Raw genomic sequence first — 21957 nt, 5'->3', positions numbered from 1 at the left:
CCGTCACACGCGGACCCTGTGCAGGCGTTCGTGTCTCGCTCCCCCTGCCACGCGGTCTGGACGGTCGACATGGTGCTCACGGTTGAACGCTTCCGCGGCAGGCCCGTTCCTGCTCTCCTGGTCCTGCTGCTCGCGCTGGGGATGCTGGCCGGCACCGGGACCACCGCGCACGCCGGTCCCGCGTCCGGTGGCGAGGGTTCGGTCGCCTACACGGGCGAGCTGACGCCCGAGCAGCTGGACCTGGTGCTGGACAGCGGGCTCGACCGCCGCGAGGTGCTGACCGCGCCTGGTGCCGCTCCCGGCTCGGTACGGGTGGAGGTCGTGCTCGGCGAGCGCAGGGCGGACGCCCTGATGGCGCAGGGCGTGCCGCTGCAGGCACGGACGGCGACGGCGCAGACCTCGGCCACGACGGCCGGTGTCTTCCGGCCGTGGAGCGGTGCGGGCGGGCTGCGTGAGGAGTTCGTCGCGCTCGCGGCGGCGCACCCGGACCTGGTGGAGCAGGTCGTGATCGGCCGATCCGTCACCGGGCAGGAGATCCTCGCGTTCAAGGTGACCACGGATGCCCCACGGGTGCCCGACGGTCATCGCCCCGCGGTGCTGTACGTCTCGACCCAGCACGCCCGCGAGTGGATCACCCCGGAGATGACCCGGCGGCTGATGCGCCACGTACTCGACGGCTACCGCACCGACACCGGACTCCGCGAACTGCTGGAGCGCACCGAGCTGTGGTTCGTCCCCGTGGCGAACCCGGACGGCTACGACCACACGTTCAGCACCGACCGGCTGTGGCGCAAGAACCTGCAGGACAACGACGGCGACGGCGTGATCACCGAGGTCGACGGCGTCGACCCCAACCGCAACTTCCCGACCCGCTGGGGCTACGACGACGAGGGCTCGTCCCCGTCGCCGGACAGCGAGGCCTACCGTGGCCCGGCGCCGTCGTCCGAACCCGAGACGCGCGCCCTCGACGGACTCATGCGCCGGGTCGGCTTCGAGTTCCTCGTCAACTACCACTCGGCGGCGGAACTGCTGCTCTACGGCACCGGCTGGCAGGTCGCCACCCCGACGCCCGACGACGTCGTCTACGAGGCCCTGGCCGGGGACGACGCCGATCCGGCGGTGCCCGGCTACGACCCGGACATCTCCGCCGAGCTCTACACCACCAACGGGGAGACGACCGAGCACGCGCAGGAGGCCTACGGCACCCTGGCGTTCACGCCCGAGATGGCGACGTGCCAGACGGCCAGCGCAGCCGACCCCGGCGACGCCTTCGAGCCCGACGCCTGCGGCAGCGTGTTCGAGTTCCCCGACTCGGAGCCGCTGGTCCAGGCGGAGTTCGACAAGAACCTCCCCTTCGCGCTTGCCGTGGCCCGATCGGCGCAGGACCCGTCGAACCCCGTCTCGGTCGTTGGCCGCACGGTGCCGGACTTCGTGCTCGATCCCTTCCCCGTCTCCTACGGGACCCCGCAGACGGTCGCCGTCACGGCCCGGCGGGACCTGCGCGACGTCGAGCTGCGCTATCGGGTCGACGGCGGGCCCGAAGAGCGCGCGACCGTGCGCGAGTGGGCCGGCGGCGAGCGCTACGGGGACGAGGGCGACACGTACTACGCGGAGTTCCGCGGGGAGGTCCGCGGGGCGCGCGTGGGACAGGACGTCGAGGTGTGGTTCACCGGCGTGCGGCCCGGCCTCGGCCCGGTGACCAGCGAGCGGTTCGGCTACACCGTGGAACACGACGGCGGGTCGGTCGTGGTGCTGGCCAACGAGGACTACGAGGGCTTCAACCCCGGCGAGCCGGGTGCCACCACCGCGCCCCGGTACGCGCAGCAGTACGTCGACGCGCTCACCGACGCCGGCGTCGACTCCGCCGTGTGGGACGTGTCCGCCCAGGGCGTGCCGCACGACCTCGGGGTGCTCGGCCACTTCCACAGCGTGGTCTGGTACCTCGGTGACAACCGGCTGACCCAGGACGCCGAGGACGTCCTCACCGACGTCCTCGGCGCTCCGCTGGAGGACGCGGCCGTCGCCGAACGACAGCAGTTCCTGACCCTCGCGGTCCGCGACTACCTCAACGGAGGCGGCACCCTCGCGCTCGCCGGTGAGACGGCTGGCTACCACGGCGCCCTGGGCACGGGGCTCGGCGGCGTCTACTACGGCCTGGACGGCGCGCCGGACCAGGACTGCGTGGTGACGGCCGACCCGTTCAGCGACTGCCTGCTGCTCGCGGACGACTTCGTCCAGTACTACCTCGGCGCGTTCACCCGGTCGCCGCGTGCGGCGCCGGAGTTCCTGGACGGGACGGGCGCCCCGATCGGCGGCACCAGCACGGAGCTGGCGGCCACGCCGAGCAACCCGATCGACGAGGCCGGGACCTTCCTCCCCACGAGCGCCGTCCTGCCGCCGAACCGGTTCCCGCAGTTCGCGAGTGCCGTGTCCGGCGAGTACCGGGGCGGCCCGCCCGGCAACCTCGAGACCTTCGAGGGCGACTGGTTCGCCGCGGCAGCGCACGCCGACAGCTCGTACATGCGGCTCAGCCGCACCGTCGACCTCACGGGCGTCCCCGCGGCGCAGACGCCGACGCTGGAGTTCGCGCTGTCCCACGACGTGGAGACCGGGTACGACAACGTCATCGTCGAGGCCCGCCCCGTCGGCACCGATGACTGGACGACGCTGCCGGAGGTCGGCGGGCTCAGCGACAGCGAACCGCCGACGGGCTGCGAGACCGGGCTCCTGCTGCAGCGTCACCCGTTCCTCTCGCACTACCTGACCGGCGGCGACACCTGCCAGCCGACCGGGACCACAGGGGCGTGGCACCGGATCACCGGCACCTCCGCAGGCTGGCAGCAGGTCGGCTTCGACTTGTCCGCCTACGGGGGCGGGCAGGTCGAGGTGGCGATCAGCTACGTCACCGACCCGGCCGTCGGCGGGGCCGGCGTGTTCGTGGACCGGACGCGCCTGGTGATCGGTGGCACGGCCGCCGATCCGCAGGGCTTCGAGACCGACCTCGCGCCGTGGACGGTGCCCAGCGCGCCCGCCGGCAGCCCGACGAACGTCGGGGACTTCGTGCGGGCGCAGTCGCAGGTCGGGGCGGCGATCACCACCGAGGACACCGTGCTGCTCGGGTTCGGGATCGAACAGGTGCCCGACCCGGCCGCCCGCGCAGCGCTCCTCGGGGGGATCGTCCGCGGCCTCACCAGCGCGTCACCCACGGCGGGCTGAGGCACTCGCGCGACGGCGTTCGGCGACGGGTCCGGTGGCCGATGGGTGTGGGATCGGTCACCGCGCAGCCGGCAGATCGAGTCCCCTACCGGCGATCAGCCGCCCGGCAGCGGAGGGGCGGGTTCGCGGGCAGGGTGTCCGGCCCGGAGGCCTACCTGCGCCGGGTGCTCCGGCGCAGCGATGAGATGCCCACCGCTGCCACTCCCCAGAAGCCGCTGGTGGGCATCACCGCCGAACCCACGACGCCGGTCACGGTGAGGATCCCGCCCGCGGTGCGCTGGGCGGCGAGGTCACCGAGCGACTCGGCGGATCGGAGAAGCCGTCCGCCGAGCCACAGGGTCGGCGCTGCGACCATGAACCAGAACGCGGTGGCCCTGTCACCCAGGTCCGGCACGGAGTTGACGAACCTGTCCCGGGCGATCTGCGTCAGCGGCTGCCGGTACAGCACCACGCCGACGACCGCGTGCACCAGACCGAGGCACTGCAGCCACCATCCAGGTGATCGGGGCAGCACGTGGCGACGATAGGTGGCGGAGGTCCCCGGACGACAGGGTGCACGGCGTGTCCCGGTGAGTGGCCTCGGAGGTCGGGTCCGTCGTGTGCGGGGACCGCCACGTCCCCGCCCTGTCACGCCTGAGGACTCACCCGGGCTGGTCGATCTGGGTGGTGGCGCCCCGGGTGAAGTCGTCGAGCCAGTTCCGTACGGCGTCGAGCACCTCATCGGGTGACGACGTCACGGCGATCGTCACCTCCTCCGCGGGCGTCTGTGCGGTGGCGCCTCGCACCGTGAGGAGCCGCGCCCGGAGCTCCCTGGAGCCCTCGAGCCAGACGCGGATGAGCAGTGCCGCACTGGGGTCGTCGACCACGTCGCCTCTCCTACGGGGGTACTGCGCAGCGTTGCAGGGTCCGGCTTACGAGAACCGCGCGATCCGGTCAACGTGCGAGCACCCATGGTGGGAGGTCAGGCCCCGGGGTGCAGTCCCCCGTACGGATGACCCGCCACCGCGGACGGCGTCCCGGCCCGACGCAGGAGCAGGAGCGCCGTGGGCTCGCAGAGGCTCCCCGTCCCGCGGACGAGCGCGCCGGCGTCGGTCGGATGGCTTTCCGCTGCCGCCCTGTCCCGGCAGCCGTGCGGACCCGACGGTGCGCGGCCGCAACCACGCGATCGATCCACTGCCGGCGTTCGTCCGAGCTGCTCACCTATCGCGGCGACCAGCCAGGCGCGTCCCCGGACGCCCGTCGACGGACGCAGGGAGGCAGCAGCCGGACAGGCCGTGCGGGTTCCGCAGCGGTCGGATCAGGGCACCCCCGTCACGTCGGACGTCGTCCGGCCCTCGAGGCGATCACCGCGCCGGGCCGGCTCACGACTCCTCCGGGAGCCGGGCGCTCCGCGTGGAGCGCCCGGCGGACCCGCGGTATGTCCTGGACCAGGCGGGTCATCTGCTCCGTCGGGAGCACGCCCAGCTCCTCGTTCACCAGCGTCCGGAAGAAGTCGTAGGCCCGGAGGGCCTCCGCCAGGTTCCCCTGGGCCAGGTGGACACGGACCACCGTCCGGTGGGCGCTCTCCCGCAGTGGTTCGGCGCGGACCGCGGCATAAGCGGCCTCCAGGGCTTCGCAGTGGCGGCCGAGGAAGGCGAGTCTCGCCGCCACCGCCTCCAGCGCCTGCATGCGGAGCTGGCGCAGCCGCTCGCGTTCGAGGAGGACCCAGTCGTCGTACCAGCCGGGCAGGAGATCGCCGAGGAGCGCTGCGTCCGGGACCGCGACGTCGTCGGCACCCCCGGGCGGAGCGATCGCCCGCTGCGCCCAGTCGTTCAGGTCCCGGACGTCGACACGGACGCCTGCCGCCAGCCGGAGTGCACTCCCCGACACCTCGATCAGGCCGGGCGCCACCTTGTTGAGCCGCCACAGCGCCGACCGCAGACTCCCGTGCGCATGTGCCTCCGGCACGTCAGGCCACAGGTGGCCGGCCGTCGCGGTCCGGGTCGGCCCGTGGGACAGACACAGGTGTGCGACCAAGCGCTGCACGCCACGTGGCAGGCCGGCGGTCGACCGCCGGTCGCGGCCGGTGACCTCGAGGTTGAAGCCGTCGAGCAACGTGACACAGGGAGCTGATGGACGGTCCACGGAACTGGTCCTTCCTCTCGGTCGAGCAACCGGACCCGTGGCGGCACAGGAGAACCCGCCTCCCAGGTCCTGTTGCGTCGCTCGGACCACCGACCTGCTCCTGGGGGTCCGGTACTGCTGAGTCGTGTCCGTGCCGCTCGGATACCAGCGGGCTGACACACGTCACCGCCGACGGACCGCGTCGGTCCCGTCGGCGCGTGGGCGGCGGCCGGCCGCCCACGTGGACGGAGTCGTACGCCCCGTCACCCGGGGCTCGACCAGCGGATCGGGTGGTGCACCCCGGTGGCGCCCGGCCGACCTCAACCGCCCTCGTTCGCGCCGGTGGTCCCCGGACACAGGTGTACGACGTCGACCCACATGACTCCCCCTGGACGCACGCGCACGAGATGCGGAACAGGAACGCTATTCACGTCCCGGCGCCGGGACCGTACGCAGTTGTGCGTAGTCGCCGCAGGCGACACGGAGCTGGGAGGGTCGTGACCGCCGGGCCGAAGTCGACCTCCACGATCCGGCGCCGGCGGATTACCCTCAGCTCTGTGTCGCGCACCACGAGGCGTCATGCAGCGTGGCTGGAGCTCGTCGGCGACATCCTGCAGGGGCAGCCCGGGGCACTCGAGTTCCCCCACGCGCAGGTGGCGGATTTGCTCCTGGAGTCCTTCGATGCGGCCTGCTGCTCGCTGAACGTCGTCGACCGCGCCTGGGTGGACCACGTCGTCGGAGGCTGGCCGGTCGGCTTCCTGCCGATGACGCCGCCGTCCGGTGTCCTCCCCGACGCCACCACGCACCCGCTCATCCGCTGGTACGCCGTCACGGGCAGTTCTGCACCCCAGATCCTGGGCCGGGTGCCGCGCGCGGTCGCCGGTCCGAGGCTGCGCGCCGAGTGGTCGGCCTTCGCCCGTCCCTTCGGTATCACCCACCAGCTCGCGCTGCCCCTCCGAGTGGGGCAGGGGATCGAGTCGTACGTCGTCAGCCGTCCCGACGACGACTACGACGACGCCGATGCCGACCTGGCTGCCCTGGTCGTGCCGGCACTGGCTGCGCTCGTCCGCCAGCACCGGGTGCTCCGTGACGTGCCGGCGGAGCAGTACGACTGCGCCTACGGCATCCGCTTGACGAGACGCGAATTCGCCGTCCTCAGGCTCCTCGGGGAGGGGCTCACCGCTCAGGCGATCGCCCGCCGCCTGAGGACCTCCCCCCGGACGGTGCACAAGCACCTCGAACACCTGTACCGCAAGCTCGGCGTGCGCGACAGGCTGATGGCGGTCCAACGAGCCCGCGACGCCGGCCTCCTGACCGTGCCTCCAGCGCCCGGTGGACGACGCGGGACTCCGGATCCCACCCTGCTGATCCCCTCCCCCCGCAACGGGGACGACCTCCCCGTTGCGACGGCGCCGACGAGCGCTCCCACCCCCCGCCCCGCTGGATGACGGCCCGGCGGCCGTCTGCCCCGCCCCTCACCCGTCGACGATCCAGCTGCCGTGGAAGCCGAGCGGGACCCGCGCCGGGAGGTGGACGGTGGCGACCGGGGGGCCGGCGAAGTCCTGTGCCGCCAGGACCACCAGGTCGGTGGCCCCGCGGTCGGGGTCGTGCACGAAGGCCATGACGTGGCCGTCGTCCTCGTCCGCGTCCGGCGTCGACGGGGCGAACACGGCCTCGCCGATCGCGGCGTTCCTCGGGAAGCGGTGCTCCTCGACCGTTCCGGCGAGCAGGTCGTGCTTGAGCAGCGCATCGGCGAAGGCGGCGTCCTGGAACGTCCCGTCCATCTGCACGGTGCCCCGGTCGACCTGCCCCGTCGCCGCGCTGTAGCCGTAGCGGTGCGCCCGGGAGAGGACCCGGTCGTCGACGCGCGGGAACTCCTGCGGGCGGTCGTCGAGGCACTGCCGGGCCACCCGTCGGGCGGTCGGGTCGACCGTCCAGCGCTCCAGCGTGAGCGGGCCCCCGCTGCCCAGGGCCGACACGTCGAACGAGCCCTCGTAGCGGCACAGGTCGACGACGACCCGGTCGCCGTCGTCGTAGGCGTTGAGCGTGTGGAAGACCCAGCACGGGTCCACCTCGAACCAGCGGACAGCGCGGGTCGTTCCCGCCCGGGGCAGCAGGCCGACGCGGGGCTGGTGGGACGGGTTCCAGGTGTAGGGCAACTGCGAGCCGGCGGCCGCCGCGTCCATGCTGAAGGTGACCGGCAGGTCGAGCAGGACCACATACCTCTCGGTCAGGGCGAAGTCGTGCACCATCGGCCCGTCCACGACCGGGACGTCGGTGGTGCCGCTGACCCTGCCGTCGGGACCGAGGACGACGTGCTGCAGGTGGTCCCAGCCCCAGAAGTAGGCGACGGCGTGCAGCTCACCGGTCCGCCGGTCGAGCTTGGTGTGCGCCGCGTAGCCGCCGGGCAGCGTGCCGTCGAAGTCGCACGGGCCCACGGTGTCGAGCTCGTCGGTGAGCTCGTACGGCAGCGCGCCGGCCTCGACGGTGGCCAGGGTGCGCCCGGCGTGGGCGATGACGTGGGTGTTGGCGGCGAAGTCCATGCCGGCGTGCACGGGCCCACCCGGCCACCTCTCCCCCAGCGCTTCGGCCACGTGCCGCGACCGGACCCAGCGGTTGCGGTACCACTCGGCCCTGCCGTCGCGCAGCCGGACCCCGTGCACCATGCCGGCACCGAGGAACCAGTGCGAGCCGGGATCGTCCGAGCCCAGCGGGTTGGGCCCGTTGCGCAGGTAGCGCCCGTCCAGCCCGGCGGGCAGGCGCCCGGTCACCGGCAGGTCGAACGCCGTGATCTCCTCCGTCACCGGCGCATACGGCCCCTGGAGGAACGGGCTGCGGTCGAGCATCGGGCGGTCGGTCATCGCGGCTGCCTCTCGGCGGACTGTCGGCGCGGACGTCCTCGTCCACGCCGTCTCCTCTGATCCTGGCCCTCCCGCCCGCGGCTGCACAGTCCTCGCCCACGGCGCCGTGCCCGACGGGCGGTCGCTGCCGTCGAGCGGGGACGACCGCAGCGACGTCCCCTCGTGGTCCTCCCGTCCGAGGGAGACGAGGGCCCCGCAGCGCTCGTTGCGAGCCCGTCCTGTCGATGACCTCAGCCCTGCGCCTCAGCCTCCTGGCCCCGACTGGCCCGCGCGGGCGTCGGCTGGTCCCGGGGCGGGCCGGAACGGGCGTCCCACGTCACGCCACCACGCGCGCAGGCGGGTGCGCCTCCGGCTCGCCCTCGGCGACGATCCAGGCCGTGCGCCCGTGGAGCGGCGGGGTCTTGGTGCCGTCGGTGAACCACACGACGACTCCCCCGTGCGCCTTGCCGGGCGAGCGCACGACCCGGACCCGGCTCCCCTGCCTGGTCCTGGTCGGCCGGACCAGGGGGAGGCCGAAGTCCGTGCCGACCACGTCGGTGGTCAGGACCGGCTCCCCTGCGGGCAGGTGGGACGTCGGGACAGTGGTCATCAGGGCCTCCTGGGCATCGGGTCGACCGGACGACCCCGGGCCTCCTCGGCGACGGGGCCGGCCACGATCGTGCGAACACGTGTTCGAGTATGGGCCCGGGGTGCGACGGACCGGGCACCCGGCGGGCAGCTGCACCGGGGTGCCCGGCCCGGCGCCCGCACACCCGTTCGCGGAGCGGTGGCGGAGCTCGCCGGCGAGCACCGGGGCGACTGCTCCTCCACCGGCCGCGGTGTACACGCGCGCCGGACCCTGCGATGGGCGGCTCAGCCCGCCTGGCGCAGGCCGATCAGGTTGCCGTCACCGTCCCTGGCCAGGGCGACGAGGAGGCCGCCGCCGACGTCGGTGGGGTCCTGCACCGTCTCGGCGCCGGCCTGCACGAGAGCGGCGAGGCTCGTCGCGACGTCGTCCACGTGCCAGTACGCGACCGGACCCGACTGCCCGTGCCGGTGGCCGTGCGGGTCGAGGCCGATCGCCTGGCCGTCGGCGTCGAACTGGGCGTAGTACGGCGCGTCCACCACCGGTTCGGCACCGAGCAGGGCGCCGAACAGCGTCTTCGCGCGGGTCAGGTCGCTCACGGGGTAGATGACGGTGCGGATCCCGGTCGTCATGATGTGCTCCTCGGATCGTCGGGTTCGGGTCTGCCACCTCTGTGACACCCGCCGACCGAGGGATGTGACGAGATGAGCGGGAACGACGTCCTCGCCGCGCAGTTCGAGGAGCACCGCCACCGGCTGACCGCCGTGGCCTCCCGCCTGCTCGGCTCGCGCGCCGAGGCCGAGGACGCCGTCCAGGAGGCGTGGCTCCGGGTCAGCCGGGCCGGCAGCGACGAGGTGGCCGACCTCGGCGGCTGGCTGACGACCGTCGTGGCCCGGGTGGCGCTCAACCAGCTCCGCGCCCGGGCCAACCGCCGCGAGGACCCCTACGACGACGCGCTGCCGGCCCGCCTGCACGCCAACGCCGACCCCGCCCAGGAGGCGGTGCTCACCGACTCCGTTGGCCTGGCGCTGCTCGTGGTCCTCGACCAGCTCGCACCCGCCGAGCGGCTGGCCTTCGTCCTGCACGACCTGTTCGACGTGCCCTTCGACGAGATCGCGCCGATCGTCGACCGCTCCCCTGCCGCCGCCCGGCAGCTGGCCAGCCGGGCCCGGCGCCGGGTGCGCGGGGCCGAGCTGCCCGACGCCACCGAGCGGCGCCGCGAGGTGGTCGCGGCCTTCCTCGACGCATCGCGCGACGGCGACTTCTCCGCCCTGCTCGAGCTCCTCCACCCCGAGGCGGTGCTGCGGTCCGACGCCGTCGCCGCGCGGATGGGTGCCGCCGCCGAGGTGCGCGGGGCGGCCGGGGTCGCCCGGTTCCTCTCCGGCCGGGCGCGGGCCGCGCGGCTGGTGCTCGTCGACGGCGTACCGGGCGCGGTGTGGTCGCTGAGGGGGACGCCGCAGGTGGTCTTCGCCTTCACCGTCGAGGACGGCGTCGTGACTGCCATCGACCTGCTCGCCGCCCCGGGGACCCTGTCGGGCCTGGACCTGCACCCCCTCAGGCAGCGGTAGGCGAGTGCGCCGCCGTGCCGCCCTTGCTCAAGGCGTCGGTCGTCCCGCCAGGTGTTCCTCCCTCGGGCGGTGGATCTCGGCGTACACCTGTGCCCGCAGTTCGGCGAACCGCGGGGAGGAGCGGGTGTGCAGCTGATCGCGCCGATCCGGGAGGTCGATGAGGATGTCCCGGCGGATCACCGTGGGCGACTCGGACAGGATCAGGACCCGCTGTCCGAGGTAGACCGCCTCGTCGATGTCGTGGGTGACGAACAGCGTGGTCACGTGGAGCTGGTGCCACAGGTCGCGGATGAGGTCCTCGAGGTCAGCCCGCGTCTGAGCGTCGACTGCGGCGAAGGGCTCGTCCATGAGGAGGACCTGGGGCTCGTAGGCGACAGCCCGTGCGATCGCCACCCGCTGCTGCATCCCGCCGGAGAGTTGCCAGGGATACGCCGCGGATGCGTCGCCGAGCCCCACCGCGGAGAGTGAGTCGTCGACCAGTTGCCGCCGGCGGGCCGCTGGGACCTTCTTCTGCTTGAGGGGCAGTTCGACGTTGTCCCGCACGCTCATCCAGGGGAACAGGCTCCGGCCGTACTCCTGGAAGACCACCGACATCCCCGGCGGCGGACCCTGCACGCGCTTCCCCTGCAGCAGGACCTGACCGGAGGTGGGCTCGAGCAGCCCCGAGACGATCTTGAGCAGCGTCGTCTTCCCGCAGCCCGACGGGCCGACGAGGCAGGCGAGTTCGCCCTTGTCGAGCGTGAAGGTGAGGTCGCGGACGGCTTCCACCGTGCGCTGCTTGCCCTCGTACACCTTCTTGAGGCCGGTGACCTCGAGCATGGGGTGGACCCTTCCTGTGGAGACGGTGGCGACGGCTGCCGGGGCCTGTCAGGACTGTCGTTGCGCGCGGCGGAGGCCGTGGTACCAGGCCAGACACCGGTTCTCGATCGCGCGGAAGACGAGGGAGAGGAGGAAGCCGATCAGGCCCAGCACCAACATGCCGGCCCACATCTCGGGGATGGCGAAGCTGCGCTGCGCCTGCACGATCGCGAACCCCAGGCCGTTGGTCGCCGCGAAGAGCTCGCTGATCACCATCAGGATGATGGCCAGCGACAGCGCCTGCCGGAGGCCGGCGAAGATCTGCGGGGCGGCCCCGGGCAGGACCAGGTGCCGTAGCCGAGCAGCCCCGGTGATGCCGTACGTCCGCGCCGTGTCATCGAGGACACCGTCGAGGGCACGGACCCCCTCGGCGGTGTTGAGCAGGATCGGCCACACGCACCCGAACGCGATCACGATCACCTTCATGGTGTCGTCGATGCCGAACACGAGGATGAAGATCGGCACCAGCACCGGTGGCGGGATCGCGCGGGTGAGCTCCAGCACCGGCTCGAGGAAGTCGCGCAGCCCCCGGTAGGTGCCGATGAGGATCCCGAGCGTCACCGCGGACACCGCCGCGACGGAGAAGCCGGCTGCCAGCCGGAGGAGGCTGGGCAGGACGTCGTCGGTCAGCCGGGGGCCGAGCCACTCGCGGACGAGTGTCTCGAGGATGCGCGGGAGCGGCGGGAAGTAGAAGTCGGTGCTGTCGGCGCTGAGCACCCACCACAGCGTCAGGAGCACGGCGGGCAGGCCCAGGGCGAAGCCTACGCGTCGCAGGACGGGTGTCACGCCGCCACCCCTCCCCGCTGAGACGGATGCCAGGCCAGCGCCCGGCGCTCGGCGAACCGGGCGCCGAGGTTGACGACCACACCGAGCAGTCCCGTGACCACCACCAGGGCGTACGACGTCGCGACCGCCCCGCTGCTCTGCGCGACCGCCAGCCGCGAACCGAGGCCCGGGTTGCCGATGACGAGCTCGGCGGTGACGGCCAGGATGAGAGCCACGGCCGCGGCCAGCCGCAGGCCGGTTATCACGTACGGTAGCGCCGTGGGCCAGGTGACGTACCGGATGCGCGCCCATGCGCTGAACCGGTAGGCCCGCGCCGTGTCCTGCGCGACCGGGTCCACGTCCTGCACCCCGTAGAGGACCTGGATCAGCACCTGCCAGAAGGCGGCGTACACCACCAGCATCAGCTTGCTCTCGATGGCCGTGCCGAAGAGCAGCGCGGCCAGGGGGATGAGGGCGACCGAGGGGATCGGCCGGAGGAACTCGATGGTCGATGCGGTCAGCTGGCGGAGCAGGTGTGAGCTCCCGATGACGATGCCCGACACGATGCCGGCGACCGAGGCGATGGCCAGGCCGAGCGCCCACCCCTGGAGGGTGTCGAGCAGCGCCGTCCAGAAGGCGACCTCGGCCAACTCCCCCGCGAGGGCCGAGGCGATCTCGGAGGAGGTCGGGAAGAACCGCCGAGGCACCAGGCCCATCCGCGGCAGCACCTCGCCGAGGACGAGCAGCGCCAGCAGACCGAGTGCGCCCAGAGCCAACGGGCTGGTGCCCCTGGACCCACCCGGCGCCGTGGGGTCCACGGCGCCCGGACGGGCCGGCTCCAGCAGCTCGGCCGCACGCGTGTCCGACGCGGTCATGAGCCGGGCCCGCCCGGCGCGGGCACCTCGCCCAGCCGACGGCCGGGACCGCTGGCCAGCGGCACGGGTGCCACGAGGGCGGTGGGGGGAGTACGGCGCATGAGGACTCCAGGGTGGGAGATGGGTGCTCGGGTCGAGGCTCCGCGATCGGTCGTCCGACCCCGGTGATCCGGTACCGGGCACCGCGCCGGAACGGGGCGCCCTGCTGCCCTCCGTGCGAGTCGTCGACCGATGACGCTGCGGTGCCGTCGTGCAGACGGCGGGGTCCCTGTCCCGGGGGACGGCTCCGTGATCGGCCACGGGGTCGTCCCTCGGGACGGGCGGCCGTCCGCTACTCGACGATGATCTTTGAGACGTCGAACTCCTCGCTGATGATCTCGTACTCCAGCATGAGGTCGGACATCTTGCGCAGCTGCTCCGGGTTCGGCTCGGCGTCCCACTCGGGCAGCGCCACCTGCTGCACCACCTCAGCGGGCACCTGGCTGTACGTGGGCACCAGCTCCACGAGCCGCTCCCGGTTGCCCTGGAGTTCTTCGACCGATGCAGCGAGCGCCTGCCGGAATGCCTCGACAGCCTCCGGCTGCTCCTGCACGAACTGCTCGGTGGTGATCCACCCGCCCACCGGCATGTCGTCCACCGGGCCGCTGAAGAGCTTGAACAGCACCCGGTCGCCGTTGGCCAGGGCGGAGGCCTGGAACGGCTCGACCTGCCAGATGGCGTCCACGTTGCCGGCATCGAGGGCGCCCTGCATGTCCGGGAGCGGCAGCTCGACGAACTCGATCGTCGAGATGTCCACGCCGGCGTCCTCGAGCACCGCGTTGACCGCGACGGTGCCGATGTTCTTCAGGTTGTTGACCGCGATGCGGGCACCCGCCAGGTTCGCAGGCTCCTGGAACGACGAGTCCTCGTTGACCATGATCGCGTGGTCGTCGGCGCCCACGTCGTTGCCGGCGATGATCCGGATGGGCAGGCCCTGCTGAGCCGCCAGCACCGCGGAGGTGTAGTTGCTGAAGATGATGTCGTTCTCGCCGGCCATCAGGGAGGGGATCGCCTGAGCTCCGCCCGCCGTCTGCTCGAGCTCCACCTGCAGGCCCCGCTCCTCGAACAGGCCCGCGTCCTGCGCGTGCACGGCCGTGGCGGTGTGTACGAGCGGGAAGTAGCCGACGGTGAGCTGGGTCGGGCCTCCGCTCTCCCCGGCGGTGCCGCCAGCGGCCTCAGACGAGCCGCAGGCGGCGAGCACGAGGGTCGCGACGCAACCGAGCGTCATCCCGGCGAGTCGGCGACGCGTCGACCGCGGACGGTGGTGCCCTTCCTCTGGCGCGTGCATCAATGACGTCTCCTCTCGGTCTCGCAGGACTCACTCGCCTGCGGAGGCATGGGCCAGCACCCACGACTGGGAGCTGGTGATCGTGGTGCCGATGACGGGCGACGTGTCGCGCGGACGGACACCCGGTCCCGTACGGCGTCCGGGTCCGTGGAGGACTGCACGGTCACGCGGGAGCGGTCGGGTCCCCGGCCGGTGGCGGCAACGTCGGTGTCGGGGGACGCCCTTGTCCCCATGGAGGCACCTCCGGGCGGAACGCGGCGCGCCTCCGCCCTGTGGGCGTCGTCGTCGACCGGGAGGACGGGAGGCCGTGACGGCCGGACGGCGGTGCTCCGCCGTCACGGCGGCGGGTGTGGCACGGCTGCCAGGAGGGCCGCACATCGGTAGTCACTCACGGCCACCCTTCGATCCCGTCGGTCACCCAACGCAGGCACCGCTCGTGGTGGATGGGCTCTGTACGCCGGTCCATCGCGGAGTTCATGGTCGTGCGTGACAGGGCGCGAGCGCACTCCCCCGACCGGATGAACTAGGCGTCGACGACCCTCCAGCGGTGTGCAGCAGGGGCTCGCCGAGGATCTCGATGCCCGGTCTGCCGCCGACACCGCATCGCCCGGGACCCTGCCGGTCGGGGACCCGGGGCGTTGCCGTGGAGAGGCGCACCAGGCTCTCGTGACACCGGGGTGGCACGTCGACTGCTGGACCGTCAGCCCGGGGACGGGGAGGGCCCGGATGAGATCAGGGTGCGGACAGTGGGAGCCGCAGGACGATCTCGCCGTCGTCCTCGTCACCGGTCGGCCGGAAGCCGAACCGCTCGTAGAAGGGCCACGGTCCGCCCTCGCCGGGCTCGTAGCTGGTCACCAGCTCGGTACCGCCGTCGGCTCGCACCAGGTCGACGATCTGCGTCAGCACCGCTCGGCCGATCCCGCGTCCTTGGTGGCGCTTGTCGATCAACAGCCGCCACAGGAAGTGGCGCCCCCGGTATTGGCCGCTCCGCGGCTTCCAGGAGAGCATCACGAAGCCGACCGGCTCGTCGCCGCGGTACACCGCCCGGTACCACGGTCTCGCCTTCGGCGTCTCGGCGGCGTCCCGCAGCGAGCAGGACACCGAGGCGACGAACCGCTTCTGGCGACCTCGGACGCGCAGCGCGCGGACCGCCTCGCGGTTGTCGTCGGTGATCTCCCGCAGGTGCACGTCCGGCGACGCCGTGTCGGGTGCGGACCCGCCCGGCGCACCCGGCAGCCGGACCACGTCGGCGAGGACGCTCCCGTCGTCGGTCAGCCGCGCCGGGGACGGGCTGTCGTAGACGACCAGCAGGCGCGGGCTGTCGGCCGGACCGAGCACTCCGATGCCCTCGGCGTGGTCGTGTCCCTCACCGTAGGGCAGGTCGAGCTCTCGCGTGAGCAGGTCGCCGCGGACCACCTGCGGTGTGTCCGCCTGCAGTGTCCCGTGCCAGCGGAAGACGTGCACCGGCCCGTCGAGGTCCATCGTCGGCCCGGCCAGCACGAGCAGGTCGTCGCCGTGCGGGCAGAGGTCTCGGATCCCGAGGCCGCGCAGCCGCAGGACGTGCTTGCGGTACGGGCGGCCGTCGTCGAACGCGGTCAGGCGCAGCCGCTCGGGGGTGTCGGGGTCGACCTCGGGGCGCAGCTCCAGCACCACGGCCCAGCCGCGCAGCACCGGCCCGCGCAGGCCCAGGTACACCCGCGGCCCGGCGACGGCGATGCCCTCGACGTCCAGTCCGTTGTCCTTGCCCGGCAGCGGCAGGAACGGGCCCAGGTGCTCGTCGTCGGCCAGGACCTCCCGCAGGTCGGGGCCGTGCAGGCCGAACGATGCGGCGCGGTGCCGCACCCCGTCCTCCTCCAGCTCGCGCACGACGGTCGGCAGGCCGTCCACCACGCCGACCGGCAAGCGGACGAGGAGCTGGGGGTTGGGCTGGCCGGTGACCGCGGCCAGCCGGCGCAGGGCCTCGGCGCCGCTGTGCCGGGCCTTGATCTGCTTGCGGCGCAGGCTGTGCGACCCGACCGCCCACAGGAAGCGGCCGTGCCGGGCCAGGCCTTCGATGTCGGCCTCGTCCTCGTCGTCATCGGTGGCCGGCAGCTCCACGAGGTCGGCGAGGCGGAAACCGGTCTGCTGCGCGTAGCGGTGCGGCTCGTCCGGGGCGTCGGCGACCAGCCGCTCGATCGTCGCGGTCTCGTCGCCGGCGACCCAGAGGACGGCGCCGTCGCTGCGGACGGCCGAGAGGTTGCTGTGGGTCCCGGCCGTCCGCGCCGACTCCTCGAACTGCAGCCGGACCGTCCGTTCCACGGTCATGGCGCCACCCTGGCACGGGGACAGCCGGGCGGACGCCGCCCCGGACGTGGCGGCGAGGGCGGCCGGCGCTCAGGTCGCTCGGTGGCCCGCGCGCCAGACCTGCGCGACGTCCCGGGTCCGGGTGATGTCGAGCTCGGGGTCGCCGTGGACGAGCACGAGGTCGGCGCGCATCCCCGGGGTGAGCGCTCCTCGGTCGGGGAGGCCGAGTGCGGTGGCCGGAGCACTGGTCGCTGCGGTCAGGGCCGCGGCCGGGGACAGGCCGGCCTGCACCAGCAGGGAGAGCTCGTCGTGCAGGCTGGCACCGTGGGCGGTGCCCGGGCTGGACGCATCGGTGCCGGCCAGGATCCGCCGGCCTGCCCGGTGCAGCGCGTCGACGGTGTCCATCGCGTGCCCCAGGTCGGCCCGGGCGCCCGGCGCGGCGGGGAAGTCCGTCTCCAGGACGGCACGCCGGCGCGGGTCCAGGAGCGGACCGAGGTGGGGATCGGCGGCCAGGGCCCGTCCTCGGTCGTGGCCTGCGCGGGCAGCGAGCGAGGTGAGCGTCGGGATCACGAACACGTCGCGCTGCGCGACGGCGTCGAGGAACCGCGGCGCAGGCGGCTCGTCCAGGAACAGGTGGGCCAGCCCGTCGACGCCCGCGCCGACGGCGACGAGCGCGTGCGCCTGCGTGAGGACGTGGGCGACCACGAGGAGATCGCGTGCGTGCGCCGCGTCCACCAGCGCCAGCACGGTGTCGGCGGTCAGGGCGGGGCACGGGTGCCCGGACGTCGTGCCGTCCTCCAGGACCACCTTGAGGAACGAGGAACCCTCGGCGACCCGAGCCGCGACGAAGCCCTCAGCCGCTTCCGGGCCGGCCACCGTGGGGAAAGGCGCCAACAGCCCACGCTCGACCAGCCGGGTCGGGTGCCCGCCTGGAGCGGTGGCACCGGTGCCGGCCGAGCGCAGATCGGCCGTGCCGGGGTCGGACGACGCCTGCTGCCGCAGCGACCCGATGAGGCCGGGGTCGCCGAACATGTCCACCTCCGTGGTGACCCCCGCCTGCAACGCCACCTGCAGGTCGCCGGGAGAGACGTGCACGTGGGCGTCGATCAGGCCGGGCAGCACGGTGTCCCCACGGGCCTCCACGACCGGTACCTCCGCGGGAGGGGTCAGCCGCTCGGCGAGCGCAGCGACGCGCCCCTGCCGCACGAGCAGGCAGCCGGGGGGGTGGAAGCCGTGCCCGTCGAAGAGCTTGGCTCCCCGGATCAGGACGTCGTCCGGCGCCATCGCCGCCTCCCCTCTCCCGAGCCTCCGGTACCACGGCACGGCTGCCGGGGAACCGGCTCACCGACGCGGTCCCGGTCCGCCGCGTGGTCGGGCGGGCAGGACGAGGACGAGGTCGAAGCCGGGCGGCCGCTCGGCCGCAATCCGCGCGGTCGGGGCCTCAGGATCACCCCGTGGACTTCGCCCACCTGAGCCGGCCGTTCGTCATCGCCCACCGCGGAGGGGCCATGCAGGTGCCCGAGCACACGTTGGAGGGCTACCGGGTGGCGGTGGGCCAGGGTCTGCCGGTCATCGAGCAGGACGTCGGCACGCTCGCCGACGGCGGCCTCGGCGTCATGCACGACGGCACCGTGGACCGCATGACCACCTCCAGCGGCAACGTCGCCGACCACACGTCGGTGTCCTGGAAGCAGCTCGACATCGACGCCTCGGCCACCCTCGGCGGAGGGTGGCCCGACGGGCTGCGCCCTCCGCTGTTCGAGGAGGTGCTCACCGAGTTCGGCAACCGCGTCCTCCTCTGCGCCGAGGCCAAGAGCAGCGACGCGATGGGGCCGATGATCGACGCACTGGACCGACGCGGGATCAGCCCGGCGTCCGTCCTGCTGCAGTCCTACGCGCTGGCCGACTGCCGGCTGGCGCGCTCGCGGGGGTGGGACGTCATCTGGCTGGGGAGCACCGACGTCGACCGGGCCGCCGCCGAGGGCATCGGCTGGATCGGTCCGGAGGTGGGCTCCGTGACCCCGACGGTGTGCGCACGAGCGCACGCCGTGGGGATCGAGGTGGCCTGTCACACGGTGAACCGCCGACACCTGCGGGACGTCCTCGTCGCCGACGGCGTGGACGCGATCTTCTCCGACGACCCGGTCTACATCGCGGGGGACGCGGCGCGGCGCACCTCGGACCTGTTCGCCCGTCAGGTCTGGCTACCCGGGATGCTGCCGGACACCGGCCGCGGCCGGTTCCACGCGGACGACGGTTCCTGGGGCTTCGACGTCTCCGGCACCGCCACCTCCACGCTCATGGGTTTCCTGGCACCGCCGGACCCGGCCGCGTTCACGCTGCGCCTCGTCCTCCGCCTGGACGAGACCTGCTCAAACGGCCGCGCGAGCTGCGCGTTCGTCTTCCTGAGCACCGACGACCACCCGTACCGGCCGTCGTCCGACCGGTCGCCCGGCGCCGACGGCTACCTGTTCCTGCTGCGCGGGGACGGCAGCCTGGACATCCAGCGGGTCGTCGAGGGAGTCGCCACTCCGCTGGCCTCCTCGACGGGGGCGACGGCGCCGGCGACGGGCAGCTACGTGCCGCTCCGGATCACCGTCACCGGTTCGGGCCTCCTCTTCACCCGCGCCGGCGACGTCGACGGGACCGTGACCGTCGCGGACGCCGGTCACCGCCCCGTGCCCGTCGTCCACCTCGGCGGCGCGTTCGCCGGGGTGCGCTTCAAGGACGTGGTGCTCACATGACCGACCCGTGGGAACGCCCGGGCCACGGGCCGTCCGACCCGGAGGGCTACCTCATCGAGCAGACTCCCGAGGGCTACCGGTGGACGTGCCGGGCCGACGGCCGCACCGCCGGGCCGTTCGCCAGCCGCGACGAGGCCGTCCGCGCCGCCGAGGCCGACCGCGACGCCCGGTGCACCGAGGGGACCGAGCCCGGCGGGACGGCGGCTGGCACCATCCCGTCATGAGCTACGGCCACGGCGTCCAGGACGAACTCCGCGAACCCTCGCGCGCGCTGCGTCGCGCCATCCCCGAGGTCTACGACGGCTACCGCCAGATGCACACCGCCGCCTACGCCGCGGGCGCCCTAGACGAGAAGACCAAGGAGCTGATCGCGCTGGCCATCGCGGTCAGCAAGCAGTGCGACGGGTGCATCGCGTCGCACGCCCGCGGCGCCGCCCGCACCGGCGCGACCGAGGCGGAGGTCGCCGAAGCACTCGGCGTCACCATCGCCATGAACGGCGGACCGGCCACCGTGTACGGCCCGCGCGCCTTCGCCGCCTACCGGGAGTTCGCCGAGCGAGCAGGACGGACCGACACCCGGCAGGGCTGACCGGCGGCCGCCTCGTCGGGCCCGGGAGCGCGCGGGGTGCGGACCCGGGGCGGACCCGTGGCCGCGAGGTCAGCCGGTCCGGTGCCCGAAGGTCGTCAGGCGGACGGTCTCCGGGAGCGCCTGCAGCGCCGCCAGCAGGTCAGGGGGCAGCGCCGCGCCGACGTCGGTGACCGCGTACCCCAGCTCACCGCGGGTGGCCAGCACCTGGCCGTCCACGTTGAGGCCGTGCTCGCCGACCAGCGCGTCGGCGCGGGCGAGGACGCCGGGCACGTTGCGGTGCAGCAGCGCGAAGCGGGCCGCGGACGACCCGTGCAGGGCCACGGTGGGCAGGTTGACGCTCAGCGTCGTGGTCCCGGAGCCGGTGTAGTCGACGAGCTTGCCGGCCACGAACCGCCCGATGTCGTGCTGGGCCTCCTGGGTCGACCCACCGACGTGCGGCGTGAGGATGACGTTGGGCAGGCCGCGCAGCACGGAGCCGAACGCGTCACCCTGCTCCCGCGGCTCCTCCGGGAACACGTCGACCGCGGCCCCGGCGATGTGGCCGCTGAGGACGTGGTCGCGCAGTGCCTCGTGGTCGACGACGAACCCGCGCGAGAGGTTGAGGAACAGGCTGCGCCGGCGCATCCGGGCGAACTGCTCGGCGCCGAACAGGCCCGCGTTGCCGGCGCGCCCGTCGACGTGCAGCGTCACGGTCTCCGCCCGCTCGAGCAGCTCCTCGAGGCTGCCGCAGGCCTCCGCGTTGCCCAGCGCGAGCTTGTCCTCGAGGTCGTAGAACAGCACCCGCATGCCCAGCGCCTCGGCGAGCACCGAGAGCTGGCTGCCGATGTTGCCGTAGCCGACGATGCCGAGGGTCCGCCCGCGGATCTCGTGGCTGCCGGCCGCCGACTTGTCCCAGGTCCCGGCGTGCAGCGCGCGGTCCCGGTCGACCAGCCGACGGGCCAGGATGATGATCTCCGCGATGGCCATCTCCACCACGCTGCGGGTGTTGGAGTAGGGCGCGTTGAACACCGCCACCCCGTAGCCGGCCGCCGTCCCGAGGTCGATCTGGTTGGTGCCGATGCAGAAGGCCCCCACCGCCGCCAGGCCGGGACGGCGGCGCAGGACCTCCGCGGTCACCTGGGTCTTCGACCGGATGCCCAGCACGTCGACGCCGTCGAGTGCAGCGACCAGGTCGGCCTCGTCCAGCGCTCCCCGCAGCGACTCGGTCTCGAAGCCGGCCGAGCCGAGCAGGTCGGCCGCCACCGGGTCGATGTTCTCCAGCAGCAGGGCTCTCGGCACGCTCAGGGACCTCCTCGACCGCGGGTCACCGGCGGACCACGTCGGGAGGAGTATCCCGTCGCGGCGGGGAGGCGCCGGCGACCGGGGTGGCCGGCGGTCAGCCGGAGCGGCCGCGGGCGACGCCGAGGTGGTGCGTCGCGGCCTCGCCGAGGACGACGGCGTCGACGGCGACCGTGACGATGGTCGCGCCCTCGGCGGCGTGGCCGGCGGCCTCCTCGCCGCTGCGGGCGTGGACGCCGACGGGCACGCCCGCGGCGCCGGCCCGGGCGACGATCGAGGACAGCACGGCGCGCAGCTCCTCCCGGCGTTCCTCACCGGTCAGCTGCAACGACAGGGAGAGGTCGCCCGGACCGACGTACACGCCGTCCAGTCCCTCGACGGCGAGGACGGCGTCGAGGTCGTCGAGCGCGGTCGCGGCCTCCACCATCACGATGACCAGCGGCTGGTCGGCTCCGCCGGAGAGCCGTCCGATCGACCGCCCCCCGGCAGGGGCGTACCGGCAGGCGGCGACGACCTCCCGGGCGTGGTCGGCGTCCCGGACGTTGGGCACGATCACGCCGCGGGCACCCAGGTCGAGCGGTCGCCCCACGTCGGCGAAGGCGGGGCTGCGGGTCCGGACGAGCGGCACCGAGCCCGCCGCGGTGATCGCCGCCGCGACGCCCGGCAGGTCGGCCTCGGCCGTCGCACCGTGCTGCAGGTCGACGACGACGAAGTCCGCGCCGGTGCGTGCCAGCACCTCACCGGTCACCGCGCCCGGCAGCTGGCTCCACAGGCCGTGGCACGGCCGGCCTTCGGACCACCGCCGCCGCAGGTCCACCTCGCTGGTCGCCATCCCCGGACCCACCCCTCCTCCGGCTCGCCGCCCCGGCGACGCCGGCCGCCGCCCGGGACGATCCTGCTCGGGGACCCTGGCACGCGCGACCGA

20 protein-coding genes are annotated in these 21957 nt (G+C 73.5%); 6 read left to right on the top strand and 14 right to left on the bottom strand.

Annotation, left to right across the window (positions count from 1 at the left end; translation table 11 throughout):
- Positions 1-69 precede the first annotated feature (69 nt).
- Positions 70-3216, top strand: coding sequence for a M14 family metallopeptidase (locus GOBS_RS12180; protein WP_081449007.1), 3147 nt, complete (start codon positions 70-72; stop codon positions 3214-3216).
- Positions 3217-3367: 151 nt separating this feature from the next.
- Here the strand turns inward: GOBS_RS12180 and GOBS_RS12175 are convergent, their stop codons facing one another.
- From GOBS_RS12175 to GOBS_RS12165, 3 genes are all read right to left on the bottom strand, one after another.
- Positions 3368-3730, bottom strand: a complete 363-nt coding sequence (locus GOBS_RS12175) for a DUF6463 family protein (protein ID WP_166487364.1) — start codon at positions 3728-3730, stop codon at positions 3368-3370.
- A 127-nt stretch (positions 3731-3857) separates the two neighbouring features.
- Positions 3858-4082 carry a hypothetical protein gene (locus GOBS_RS12170; protein ID WP_012948593.1) on the bottom strand — a complete coding sequence of 75 codons (225 nt, stop codon included), beginning with the start codon at positions 4080-4082 and terminating at the stop codon, positions 3858-3860.
- A 445-nt stretch (positions 4083-4527) separates the two neighbouring features.
- Positions 4528-5340, bottom strand: a complete 813-nt coding sequence (locus GOBS_RS12165; RefSeq protein WP_012948592.1) for an AfsR/SARP family transcriptional regulator — start codon at positions 5338-5340, stop codon at positions 4528-4530.
- A 536-nt stretch (positions 5341-5876) separates the two neighbouring features.
- On the opposite strand from GOBS_RS12165, the gene GOBS_RS12160 reads away from it, so the two are divergent.
- The gene (locus tag GOBS_RS12160) at positions 5877-6767 is read left to right on the top strand and encodes a helix-turn-helix transcriptional regulator (RefSeq protein ID WP_243697705.1); all 891 of its coding nucleotides are present in this window, start codon (positions 5877-5879) and stop codon (positions 6765-6767) included.
- Positions 6768-6794: 27 nt separating this feature from the next.
- On the opposite strand, the gene GOBS_RS12155 is transcribed toward GOBS_RS12160, so the two are convergent.
- The 3 genes from GOBS_RS12155 to GOBS_RS12145 form a co-directional block, all read right to left on the bottom strand.
- Positions 6795-8180, bottom strand: coding sequence for a carotenoid oxygenase family protein (locus GOBS_RS12155; protein WP_012948590.1), 1386 nt, complete (start codon positions 8178-8180; stop codon positions 6795-6797).
- Positions 8181-8496: 316 nt separating this feature from the next.
- The gene (locus tag GOBS_RS12150) at positions 8497-8769 is read right to left on the bottom strand and encodes a hypothetical protein (RefSeq protein WP_012948589.1); all 273 of its coding nucleotides are present in this window, start codon (positions 8767-8769) and stop codon (positions 8497-8499) included.
- A gap of 263 nt (positions 8770-9032) precedes the next feature.
- Positions 9033-9377, bottom strand: coding sequence for a VOC family protein (locus tag GOBS_RS12145; RefSeq protein WP_012948588.1), 345 nt, complete (start codon positions 9375-9377; stop codon positions 9033-9035).
- Between the two features lie 72 nt (positions 9378-9449).
- Between GOBS_RS12145 and GOBS_RS12140 the strand changes: the two genes are divergently transcribed.
- Entirely contained in the window at positions 9450-10313 is an 864-nt protein-coding gene (locus tag GOBS_RS12140) for a sigma-70 family RNA polymerase sigma factor (protein WP_012948587.1), read from the top strand.
- 27 nt (positions 10314-10340) lie between these two features.
- On the opposite strand, the gene GOBS_RS12135 is transcribed toward GOBS_RS12140, so the two are convergent.
- The 6 genes from GOBS_RS12135 to GOBS_RS12110 all read right to left on the bottom strand — a co-directional run bounded on the left by GOBS_RS12135 (position 10341) and on the right by GOBS_RS12110 (position 17705).
- The gene (locus tag GOBS_RS12135) at positions 10341-11132 is read right to left on the bottom strand and encodes an ABC transporter ATP-binding protein (RefSeq protein WP_012948586.1); all 792 of its coding nucleotides are present in this window, start codon (positions 11130-11132) and stop codon (positions 10341-10343) included.
- Between the two features lie 48 nt (positions 11133-11180).
- Positions 11181-11957 carry an ABC transporter permease gene (locus GOBS_RS12130; RefSeq protein WP_012948585.1) on the bottom strand — a complete coding sequence of 259 codons (777 nt, stop codon included), beginning with the start codon at positions 11955-11957 and terminating at the stop codon, positions 11181-11183.
- Positions 11954-12811, bottom strand: coding sequence for an ABC transporter permease (locus tag GOBS_RS12125; protein WP_012948584.1), 858 nt, complete (start codon positions 12809-12811; stop codon positions 11954-11956). Before GOBS_RS12125 ends, GOBS_RS12130 begins: the two co-directional genes overlap by 4 nt.
- A gap of 331 nt (positions 12812-13142) precedes the next feature.
- Positions 13143-14078, bottom strand: a complete 936-nt coding sequence (locus GOBS_RS12120) for an ABC transporter substrate-binding protein (protein WP_166487363.1) — start codon at positions 14076-14078, stop codon at positions 13143-13145.
- Positions 14079-14870: 792 nt separating this feature from the next.
- On the bottom strand, positions 14871-16442 hold the full coding sequence (locus GOBS_RS12115; protein ID WP_012948582.1) for a GNAT family N-acetyltransferase: 1572 nt from the start codon (positions 16440-16442) through the stop codon (positions 14871-14873).
- A gap of 69 nt (positions 16443-16511) precedes the next feature.
- The gene (locus GOBS_RS12110; protein ID WP_012948581.1) at positions 16512-17705 is read right to left on the bottom strand and encodes an amidohydrolase family protein; all 1194 of its coding nucleotides are present in this window, start codon (positions 17703-17705) and stop codon (positions 16512-16514) included.
- Between the two features lie 170 nt (positions 17706-17875).
- On the opposite strand from GOBS_RS12110, the gene GOBS_RS12105 reads away from it, so the two are divergent.
- The 3 genes from GOBS_RS12105 to GOBS_RS12095 are packed head-to-tail and all read left to right on the top strand — an operon-like array spanning position 17876 to position 19754.
- Positions 17876-19165 (top strand): glycerophosphodiester phosphodiesterase, encoded by a 1290-nt coding sequence (locus tag GOBS_RS12105; RefSeq protein WP_012948580.1) that lies wholly within the window; start codon positions 17876-17878, stop codon positions 19163-19165.
- The gene (locus tag GOBS_RS12100) at positions 19162-19389 is read left to right on the top strand and encodes a hypothetical protein (protein ID WP_012948579.1); all 228 of its coding nucleotides are present in this window, start codon (positions 19162-19164) and stop codon (positions 19387-19389) included. Before GOBS_RS12105 ends, GOBS_RS12100 begins: the two co-directional genes overlap by 4 nt.
- Positions 19386-19754, top strand: coding sequence for a carboxymuconolactone decarboxylase family protein (locus GOBS_RS12095; RefSeq protein ID WP_012948578.1), 369 nt, complete (start codon positions 19386-19388; stop codon positions 19752-19754). The genes GOBS_RS12100 and GOBS_RS12095 overlap by 4 nt, the downstream gene beginning before the upstream one ends.
- Positions 19755-19823: 69 nt before the next feature.
- Here GOBS_RS12095 and serA read toward each other — a convergent pair whose 3' ends face one another.
- Positions 19824-21032 (bottom strand): phosphoglycerate dehydrogenase, encoded by a 1209-nt coding sequence (gene serA, locus GOBS_RS12090; protein WP_012948577.1) that lies wholly within the window; start codon positions 21030-21032, stop codon positions 19824-19826.
- Between the two features lie 97 nt (positions 21033-21129).
- Positions 21130-21864, bottom strand: coding sequence for an HpcH/HpaI aldolase family protein (locus tag GOBS_RS12085; protein ID WP_041241458.1), 735 nt, complete (start codon positions 21862-21864; stop codon positions 21130-21132).
- Positions 21865-21957 lie beyond the last annotated feature (93 nt).

It is taken from the genome of Geodermatophilus obscurus DSM 43160 (assembly GCF_000025345.1).
Taxonomy (GTDB): domain Bacteria; phylum Actinomycetota; class Actinomycetes; order Mycobacteriales; family Geodermatophilaceae; genus Geodermatophilus; species Geodermatophilus obscurus.
This window is presented reverse-complemented; position numbering and strand designations above follow the sequence as displayed.